This is a genomic window from Geotalea uraniireducens (genome assembly GCF_027943965.1).
Taxonomy (GTDB): Bacteria; Desulfobacterota; Desulfuromonadia; order Geobacterales; family Geobacteraceae; genus Geobacter; species Geobacter uraniireducens.
The window spans coordinates 739,060-747,500 of sequence record NZ_AP027151.1 but is presented as its reverse complement, the minus strand read 5'-3'; the positions used below and the strand labels follow the sequence as shown (position 1 = coordinate 747,500).

Genomic DNA, 8,441 nt, shown 5'->3' with positions numbered 1-8,441 from the left:
GTCGCGGGAGTAACGGAAATCGCGGTCAATCGTGCGATTGGAAACTTTGGCAATTACTGGCAGACGGCGCTTAAAGTGAGAATTCTGCACACGCGAATGAATCCCGGCTACGAAATCGTCGGCAAAGCCAGCGGCCGCCAATTCGGGACGGGACATCCGCAGGTCGATCATCCGGTAAAGCAGCTCGTCGACCTCGCGGTAGGTGAAGCCCAGTTCCTGCTCGTCAGTCTGTCCCGCCCAGAGGTCAGCGGACGGTTTCTTTTCGACGATCTCCCGGGGAACGCCCATCTCTTCGGCCAGCTGCCAGACCTGGGTCTTGTAGATATCGCCGATCGGATTGAGTGCACTCGACATGTCGCCATACAGCGTTCCGTAGCCGAGCAGCAGTTCTGTCTTATTGCTTGTCCCGAGCACCAGGGCGGGAAGCGCTGCCGAGTGGTCATAGAGGATCGTCATCCGCTCCCGGGCCATCTTGTTGCCCCGCCGCATATTATTCGCATCCGGGAAAAGAGAAAAATAGGCATCCACCATCGGGGTAATCTCAATAACCTGACAATTGATACCAAGCCGGTCGGCAACCAAACGCGCATGCGCCTCGCTCTCAGGATTACTCGTTTTATAGGGCATGATGCAGGCATGCACATTGCCGGCGCCCAAAGCCTCGGCCGCGAGGTAAGCGACTAACGCCGAATCGATGCCTCCGGACAGCCCCAATACCGCTTTACGGATCCCGACCTTACTCACTTCATCGCGGATAAAGCCGACCAGCACCTGGCGCAGCAGCTGCGCGTTGACTCTGAGCCCCGCCATCAATTACTCCCCCCACACTCTATCCGGCGCAACTCTTTCATGGTCACGGCAAGATTCTCATCGCGGATCATTGGCGAAAATATCCGTTCACGCCGCAGGGATCCTTCATCAACCGCACCCAGGACAAAATCCTCCTCAAAGATTCGTCCCCGGGCTGTCACCTCGCCGGAAGGAGCCACTATCTCCGAGCCGCCCCAGAAGTTGATCCCGTCTTCATAACCGACCCGGTTGCAATAAAGGACGCGACAACCGAGAAACATTGCCGTCGTGGAAGTCAGCTTTTGCCAGGCAGCTGTTGAACCGAGCGTCTCGGCCTCGCTAATTCCCCGTCCAGGGCTGCTGGAGAGACAGATCAGCGTAGTGGCCCCATCCATGGCCATTACGTAGGAGGCGGACAAATGCCACATGTCTTCACAGATGAGCATCCCCATTCGGCCGAACTTGGTGGAGAAGGCCCGCAATTGCTCTCCCCGCGCCAGGTACCGTTGCTCATCGAAAAGGCCGTAGGTCGGCAGGTATACTTTCCGGTGCAGATGACGAATCTGGCCGTCTTCCAGATAAAGCGCCGAATTAAAGAAGCGATAGTCATCGGTGACCTCGACAAAACCGAGGGCGATCGAGATATGCCGGGAGAGATTGCGGATTTTCTCAATTACGGGGGAATCGAGCCGTAAAGCCACATCCGGCACCAAATCCTTGAGGAAATAACCGGTAAGTGACAACTCGGGAAACAGGATCAGCCCGGCGCGTTCTGCAATACCGCGTTCGATGGCGGCTTCAACCATCGAGCAGTTATCGTCGAGACAGCCAAGCTTCGGTTTGATTTGGGCCAGGGCGGCAGTAAAGTCCACGGCATCTCTCCGAATAATTTGCGTTAAGGTAGCATACGGCGGCGCCGTTTTCAACGAGATTGCCGGCGATCAATAGGCGAGATCGAACGCATTGACGATGTGTTCAATCACGGGTTCCCCGGACGAACGAAACGAAATGGCTACGACATCGAAGCGGGCGTCGACATCATGTTTGTGATTTGCGGCGAGCCACGTAAGGGCCGCTTTGGAGATCTGCCGCTGCTTGAAGGGGGTGACTGCCGACTGTGGCGGTCCATAGCAGGCAGAAAGCCGACACTTCACCTCGATAAATACATAGATTTTGCCATCGCGGGCGACAATATCGATTTCACCGCCCCGGCATCGGTAATTCTGTTCGACAATCTTGAAACGGCGCTCCTGCAGATAGGCCACAGCGAGCCGTTCACCTGCGCCACCGAGCGAGGCGTTATGTCGGTTTGGCTCACTCTTCGCCATTTCGCCCTACAAACTCCTTGACCCCGCGAAACGTGGTCCGGTGGATGGGACATGGGCCAAGAGCGGCAATCGCCGCAAGGTGGGCAGCTGAACCGTATCCCTTGTGCGCCGCAAATCCGTAGCCGGGATAGCGCTGATCATAGCTAACCATCAGCCGGTCCCGGGTCACTTTGGCAACAATGGATGCAGCAGCGATGGAGATGCTTAGCGAGTCACCTTTCTTGATGGTCAGCTGAGGGAACGCCGCGGGAATCTTTGAGATACCGTCGACGAGCAAAAAATCTGCGGGGTGGGATAGTTTCTCGACCGCCTCCTTCATGGCCAGCAGCGTCGCCTGAAGAATATTCAGCCGGTCGATTGTCCGGTGGTCGGCAGTTCCAACACCGACAGCCAGCGCTCTTTTCTGGATGAGATCGAATAGTTTTTCGCGTTGCGAGCCGCTGAGCTTCTTGGAATCGTTGACTCCGGGCAGAGAGACATCCGGCGGCAAAACCACAGCCGCGGCCACCACCGGCCCCGCCAGCGGCCCCCGGCCGGCCTCGTCAACCCCGGCAATGGCACGAGCCCCCCGGCGAACGGCCAGAGTCTCGTACTCCCAAAGTGACGGCCGGTTATCGGTAGCAAACAGCGGCAGTGTCACAGTTCCCCCTGCCCCAAAAAGCGAAGGCCCCTTGACAGGGGCCTCTTGACTAGAGAGCAGCGACGTACTTCTTTTCGCGGATACGGGCGGCTTTGCCCCGCAGCTTGCGCAGGTAGTAAAGCTTCGCCCGTCTCACGTGACCACGGGTAATGACTTCGATTGCTTCGAGAGACGGCGAATGAAGCGGGAACACCCGCTCAACCCCGATGCCGTTGGAAATCTTGCGCACGGTGAACGATTCGCGAATCCCGCCGTTCTGCCGGCTGATGACAACCCCCTGAAAAGCCTGGATACGGCTTTTGTCGCCTTCGACAATCTTCACCTGGACCTTGACGGTATCCCCCGGCTTGAACTGCGGGATATCCTTCTTCATCTGCTCCATTTCAATAAAATCGATTTTGTTCATTGCTTACTTCCTCCCGTTATCTACAGACCGTCTTCTCATCTGTACCGTTGATTATATTGATCTTGCGGCATCCGCTTCAGCGGGCACCAAAGAGTCTGTCCATAATGATAGCTGCTGCTCCGCGCACCGACAGGTGATTATAGTCACCTGTCCCTCTGATCGGCTCCAGAATATAATCGGCGCGGGCAAACACCTCTTCGGCAAGTCCCCAGCCCGTCCCGAGAACTATCAGGAACGGCTGATCTCCCGGCGCCATTATTTCGGCCAGGACAGGGAACGCAATGTTCCGCTCATTGCCGCGCGCCCCAGTTACGACAAGCTTCGCCGGCCGGTCGAAAAGCATTTCCATGTCGCGCAAGGCATCGTCGAGCGTGCTCATTACCCTGACCAGCTCCAGTGCGGCCTTCCGCTTCGGATTGTAAGTGGAGCCCCAACCTTCCTGCCAATGGCCGACAACCCGGCCGACGAGGCTTTGCTGCCCAGACACCGGCGTGACGATATAATAGCGGGCGAGGCCGAACGTCCTGGCCGCCCGGGCAATATCGTGTATATCCAGATTAGTGACGGCCGTGGACACAATCTGGTGGTTCTTGTCGTAAACCGGGTGGTGCAGGAGCGCAACGCCCACGTTCGCCGCCCTGTTCATGGCTCGCCCTGATAGCCCAGACCGCGCAGGAACTCCTGGTCCTCCGGTGACAGCGGCACCTGCCGCAACAAGTCGGGCCGGGCGCGCAGTGTCGTCTCGAGGGATTTGCGGCGGCGCCAGCGCGCAACTGCCGCGTGGTTCCCGGAGAGGAGCTCCTCGGGAACTCTGAGTCCCCGATATTCAACGGGACGCGTATATTGCGGGTATTCGAGCAGTCCGTCGCTGAAGGAATCGGCTTCAGCCGAGCCGGGCGAGCCGAGCACGCCGGGAATAAAGCGGGCAACGGCATCAACGATCACCATGGCCGCCAACTCGCCGCCGGTAAGGACAAAATCGCCGATCGACAGTTCGTCGTCGACAAGAAGGTCCCGAACTCGCTCATCAACTCCTTCATAGCGGCCGCAGATGATAATCAGCTCTTCCTCATGCACCAGTTCGCGAGCCAGCGCATGATCGAATACCCGCCCCCGTGGCGAAGTCAGAATCACCCGAGCGCGTGGCCGCTCCTGCCGGACAGCCTCAATGCAGGCGGCTAATGGTTCCACCTTCATGACCATCCCGTCGCCACCGCCATACGGGGCATCATCGACAACCCGGTGCTTATCACGGGCATAATCCCGGATATCGTGCAGCCGAAGTTCCAGCCGCCCGCCGGCAACGGCTCGCCGGATGATACTTTCGGTAAAAGGCCCAGCGAACATGGCGGGAAAGAGCGTCAGAATATCAAATTTCATAGATCAAACAACCCATCCGGAGGACTGACCGTCATGATCCCCGCCTCCAGATCGATACCAACAACTACGTCGTCCAACGCCGGGATGAGATATTCCCGCTGCTCGTTGCGTACCACGTAGACATCGTTACTGCCCGTGGCGATAATCTCCACCAGTTGGCCGAGAACTTCCCCCTCCCCGGTCACGACCTGTAAACCGGTAAGGTCACACCAATAATACTCACCTTCCGGCAGAGAGGGGAACTGGTCGCGCCGAGCATAAAGCAGTCGGCCGACTAAATGCTGCACCTGGTTGATGTCTGTAAACGACTTGAGTGTCAGGAGGAGACGATTACGGTGAATTGTCGCACCGGCAACTTCAAAGGTTTCCCGCCGCTTGTCGGAGCCTTCGAGAATGACCGTCGCCAGCGCAAGAACCGTATCGTATTCACCTGAAAAGCAGGCTACTTTCAGTTGCCCCTTGAGCCCATGGACACCGACAATCTTACCGAGCAGAACCGGTTCAGCACCATTCAGCATTATTCGACGATTTTCAGCACGGCTTTCTTGTTGTCCTTGGTCGACACCGCATTGAGCAGCGTGCGGACAGCCTTGGCCGTACGGCCCTCCTTGCCAATAATTCTTCCCATGTCCTCTTTCGCAACCGTCAATTTGATGACCGTTGTGTCATCTTCCATTTCCTCGGTAGCCCTCACCTGAGTGGGGTCGTCAACAAGCGCCTTAGCGATGGTCTCTACGAGTTCTCTCATGTCGGTAACCTCTGCAATGGAAATGACCGGCGGACCGGGAAACAGGCAACCGTTACGCAGATTTTGTGACGAATTTCTCCCAGATACCTTGCTGCTTGAGAATCTGCTTGACCGTATCGGTGGGTTGGGCACCCTTGCCAAGCCATTCGAGAGCCTTGCTCTCCTCGAATTTCACCGCTGCGGGATTCTGATTCGGGTCGTAGGTCCCGACATTTTCAATGAAACGACCGTCTCTCCGGCTCCGCACATCGGCGATAACGATCTGGTAGAACGGTTTCTTCTTTGCCCCGGCTCGGGCCAAACGCATCTTGATTGCCATCTCTTCCTCCTAGGGTTCTCACGGCCGTGGGCCGTATAGAGTATTTAGTTTATCAGAAATCGACCGAGAATTTTTCCATCGTGTAAAATTCTTGTAGCTAAAAGGGAAACATCCCTTTCCCCATCCCTTTCATCCCGCGCATCAACCCTTTCGGACCAAGCTTCTGCAACTGCTTCATCACCTTTTGCGCCTCGGTAAAACGCTTCAGCAGCTGATTGACTTCCTGAACGGTCGTCCCGCTCCCCTTGGCAATCCGCAGTCGCCGACTGCCATTGATGATCGTATGATTTGCCCGCTCAGCAGGGGTCATCGAGCCGATGATCGCTTCGATCCGCTTCAGTTCGCGGTCGCTCGGCTGGGCACCTGGCATCTGCTTCATCATCTTGCCAACCCCCGGCAACATGCCAAGAATCGATTCCAGGGAACCCATTTTCTTGATCTGCTGGAGCTGATTCCGGAAATCCTCCAGATCGAACTGGCTTTTCTTGAGCTTCTGCTGGAGACGCTCAGTCTCCTTTTCATCGAATGTTGCCTGGGCCTTCTCGACGAGGCTGAGAATATCACCCATCCCGAGGATGCGCGACACCAGCCGATCGGCGTGAAATACCTCAATAGCATCGAGCTTCTCGCCGAGGCCGACGAATTTGACCGGCTTACCGGTAACGGCGCGGATCGAAAGCGCCGCCCCCCCTTTAGCATCACCATCGAGCTTGGTAAGCACTACCCCGGAGATATCCAGACGCTCGTCAAAGCCGGTGGCGACATTCACCGCTTCCTGGCCGGTCATGGCGTCGGCGACAAAGAGGATCTCCCGCGGGTCGACGGCCTCCTTAATCCGGGCCAGCTCATTCATCAGATACTCATCGATCTGGAGTCGGCCGGCAGTATCGAGAATAACCGTATCGAGACCATTCAACGAGGCATACTGCAACGCTTCGCGACAAATGACCACCGGGTCCTGGTCGGCCCGGGAATCAAACACTTCGATGTCGAGTTGTCGCCCCAGCGTCTTGAGCTGCTCGATGGCGGCGGGACGATAGACGTCCGCCGGGACCAGCAGCGGCCGCCGCCGCTGCCCTTTGAGCAGCCGGGCGAGTTTGCCGCAGGTGGTTGTCTTACCCGAGCCCTGCAGACCGACCATCATAATCGAAACCGGCGGCTTGGCGGCAAGATCGAGGCTGTTGTCCTCGCTCCCGCCCATCAGGGCTACCAGTTCCTCCTGAACAATCTTGATGACCTGTTGACCGGGAGAGAGGCTCTGCAGCACCTGGGTGCCGACCGCCCGGCTCCTGACCTTTTCGACAAAGTCCTTGACGACCTTGAAGTTGACGTCGGCTTCAAGAAGCACCAGCCGCACCTCGCGCATGGCGTCCTTGATGTTGTCGTCAGTCATTACACCCTGTCCACGCAACTTCTTAAACAGGCTGTCAAGTTTGTCGGAAAGGTTCTCGAACATCGCCACCAATAATTACAAACAGTTATCTCGCCCGGGACCACAACAAGCCCTGAACGCACTTTTCCACGGAGAAAGAGGTTAACTATAGTCTGGGTGCAACAAATGTGTCAAGACAAAAAACATTTCCGCGTTCAACCAGTTCCGACGGTCCGGGCTACCCTGTCACCCCCGTCGGTAACCGCCCCTAGGCATCAGGAGCCTCCCCCGGCCGAGCATCGAGCCGTACGTATCCTCCAGCCCTTTTTTCGTAGATTTCCTCGGCGACAAGACCCGCCTCCGCCAGTTGCATCTCGACGCGGGGCCGGTCGGCCAAGACGTAACGAAGCGCCAGGCCGCAGTCAGCGTTCAGTGCCCGGGGCGCTGGAATCAGCAGGATCGGCATTCCCTGCTCTTTGAGGATTTTTTCAGCTTTCATCACCCGATGAATGGAATTGAAAATTGCCACACAGTCGCCATCGTGAACCATATTTCCGCTCCTCACATTACAGCAGCCCGCCACCGCCCTGACGGTCACCAGCCCGTCAGAAGCAGATTGACAAGAAACTCGATTATCACATACTATGCCGGAAGAGGTGAATAATGCACATATTTTTTATGCTCACCGGGCTCATTTTGCTCGCCTTTGCCATCAATGTCCCCTGCGGTTATCTGCGGCAAAGCTACGAAAAATTCACTTTCGGCTGGTATTTTTACGTCCACATTTCCATCCCCTTCCTGATCTATCTCCGTATCAAGTCGGGCTTCAGCTGGAAATTCATCCCCTTCACCATCGGTGGGGCAGTTGCCGGGCAGATCGTCGGAGGAATGCTGCAACGCCGACGGCAAAGCAATGACTGAGTCCCGCCCCCGGCTCCCCCGACCTCTGGCCGTCACCGACCTGCTGGCCGACGCCTTGCGAGGCAAACCGGCAGAACGTTGCCTCAGGGAAGGACGAATCTGGCTGGTATGGGAGTCCGTTGTGGGCGAGCAGATTGCCACCAAGGCGCGACCGGTGAAATTCCGCGACGGAACGCTGACCGTTGCGGTCTACAACGCTCCGTGGATGCAGCAGCTGAATTTCCTCAAGGGTAAGATTGTCCAAGCCCTGAACCGGGCACTGGGCGAGGAACTAGTCCGCGAGATCTACCTCCGTGCCGGCACCCTTCCACCCGCCATTGCCGCCGAGCACGGCCGGACAGCCGCGCCCCGTCGTCCGCTGTCAGCGGAAGAGACCGCCTGGGTTGGTACCATGATCGACACCATCGACGATCGCGAACTGGCTCAAGCCCTTGGCAGCCTCCTTGAACGTCACCTGGCGGGACAAGAACAGCTCCCCCCGCCGCCCTCGCCGGCAAAGAAGTAAGTTCTCATCTACCCCACCGACAAAGACTTCCGG

14 protein-coding genes (1 of these 14 running past the window's edge) are annotated in these 8,441 nt (G+C 57.3%); 2 read left to right on the top strand and 12 right to left on the bottom strand.

Features of this window, described 5'->3' with window-relative positions; genetic code table 11:
• The 12 genes from QMN23_RS03570 to QMN23_RS03515 form a co-directional block, all read right to left on the bottom strand.
• Positions 1-810, bottom strand: partial view of an NAD+ synthase gene (locus QMN23_RS03570; protein ID WP_282001818.1) — the 5' portion only. It extends 12 nt beyond the left edge of the window; the window shows 810 of its 822 coding nt (coding positions 1-810); the start codon lies at positions 808-810; its stop codon lies beyond the left edge, outside the window.
• Positions 810-1,661, bottom strand: a complete 852-nt coding sequence (locus QMN23_RS03565) for a nitrilase-related carbon-nitrogen hydrolase (protein ID WP_282001816.1) — start codon at positions 1,659-1,661, stop codon at positions 810-812. The genes QMN23_RS03570 and QMN23_RS03565 overlap by 1 nt, the downstream gene beginning before the upstream one ends.
• 69 nt (positions 1,662-1,730) lie before the next feature.
• Positions 1,731-2,117: a YraN family protein gene (locus QMN23_RS03560; RefSeq protein ID WP_282001815.1), complete on the bottom strand. Its 387-nt coding sequence runs from the start codon at positions 2,115-2,117 to the stop codon at positions 1,731-1,733.
• Positions 2,104-2,757: a ribonuclease HII gene (locus QMN23_RS03555; protein WP_282001813.1), complete on the bottom strand. Its 654-nt coding sequence runs from the start codon at positions 2,755-2,757 to the stop codon at positions 2,104-2,106. Before QMN23_RS03555 ends, QMN23_RS03560 begins: the two co-directional genes overlap by 14 nt.
• A gap of 49 nt (positions 2,758-2,806) precedes the next feature.
• Positions 2,807-3,163 (bottom strand): 50S ribosomal protein L19, encoded by a 357-nt coding sequence (rplS, locus tag QMN23_RS03550; protein WP_282001812.1) that lies wholly within the window; start codon positions 3,161-3,163, stop codon positions 2,807-2,809.
• Positions 3,164-3,239: 76 nt separating this feature from the next.
• Complete coding sequence (locus QMN23_RS03545; protein WP_432613095.1) at positions 3,240-3,791, bottom strand: RNA methyltransferase; 552 nt, start codon at positions 3,789-3,791, stop codon at positions 3,240-3,242.
• Positions 3,792-3,805: 14 nt separating this feature from the next.
• Positions 3,806-4,543: a tRNA (guanosine(37)-N1)-methyltransferase TrmD gene (gene trmD, locus QMN23_RS03540; RefSeq protein ID WP_282001808.1), complete on the bottom strand. Its 738-nt coding sequence runs from the start codon at positions 4,541-4,543 to the stop codon at positions 3,806-3,808.
• Positions 4,540-5,061, bottom strand: coding sequence for a ribosome maturation factor RimM (gene rimM, locus QMN23_RS03535; RefSeq protein ID WP_282001806.1), 522 nt, complete (start codon positions 5,059-5,061; stop codon positions 4,540-4,542). Before rimM ends, trmD begins: the two co-directional genes overlap by 4 nt.
• Entirely contained in the window at positions 5,061-5,291 is a 231-nt protein-coding gene (locus QMN23_RS03530; RefSeq protein ID WP_282001804.1) for a KH domain-containing protein, read from the bottom strand. Before QMN23_RS03530 ends, rimM begins: the two co-directional genes overlap by 1 nt.
• A gap of 52 nt (positions 5,292-5,343) precedes the next feature.
• On the bottom strand, positions 5,344-5,610 hold the full coding sequence (rpsP, locus tag QMN23_RS03525; RefSeq protein ID WP_282001802.1) for a 30S ribosomal protein S16: 267 nt from the start codon (positions 5,608-5,610) through the stop codon (positions 5,344-5,346).
• Between the two features lie 97 nt (positions 5,611-5,707).
• Complete coding sequence (gene ffh, locus QMN23_RS03520) at positions 5,708-7,066, bottom strand: signal recognition particle protein (protein WP_282001801.1); 1,359 nt, start codon at positions 7,064-7,066, stop codon at positions 5,708-5,710.
• Between the two features lie 184 nt (positions 7,067-7,250).
• Complete coding sequence (locus QMN23_RS03515) at positions 7,251-7,532, bottom strand: DUF3343 domain-containing protein (protein WP_282001800.1); 282 nt, start codon at positions 7,530-7,532, stop codon at positions 7,251-7,253.
• A gap of 113 nt (positions 7,533-7,645) precedes the next feature.
• Between QMN23_RS03515 and QMN23_RS03510 the strand changes: the two genes are divergently transcribed.
• Complete coding sequence (locus QMN23_RS03510) at positions 7,646-7,903, top strand: hypothetical protein (RefSeq protein ID WP_282001799.1); 258 nt, start codon at positions 7,646-7,648, stop codon at positions 7,901-7,903.
• Positions 7,896-8,408, top strand: coding sequence for a DUF721 domain-containing protein (locus tag QMN23_RS03505; RefSeq protein ID WP_282001797.1), 513 nt, complete (start codon positions 7,896-7,898; stop codon positions 8,406-8,408). The genes QMN23_RS03510 and QMN23_RS03505 overlap by 8 nt, the downstream gene beginning before the upstream one ends.
• Positions 8,409-8,441: the final 33 nt, after the last annotated feature.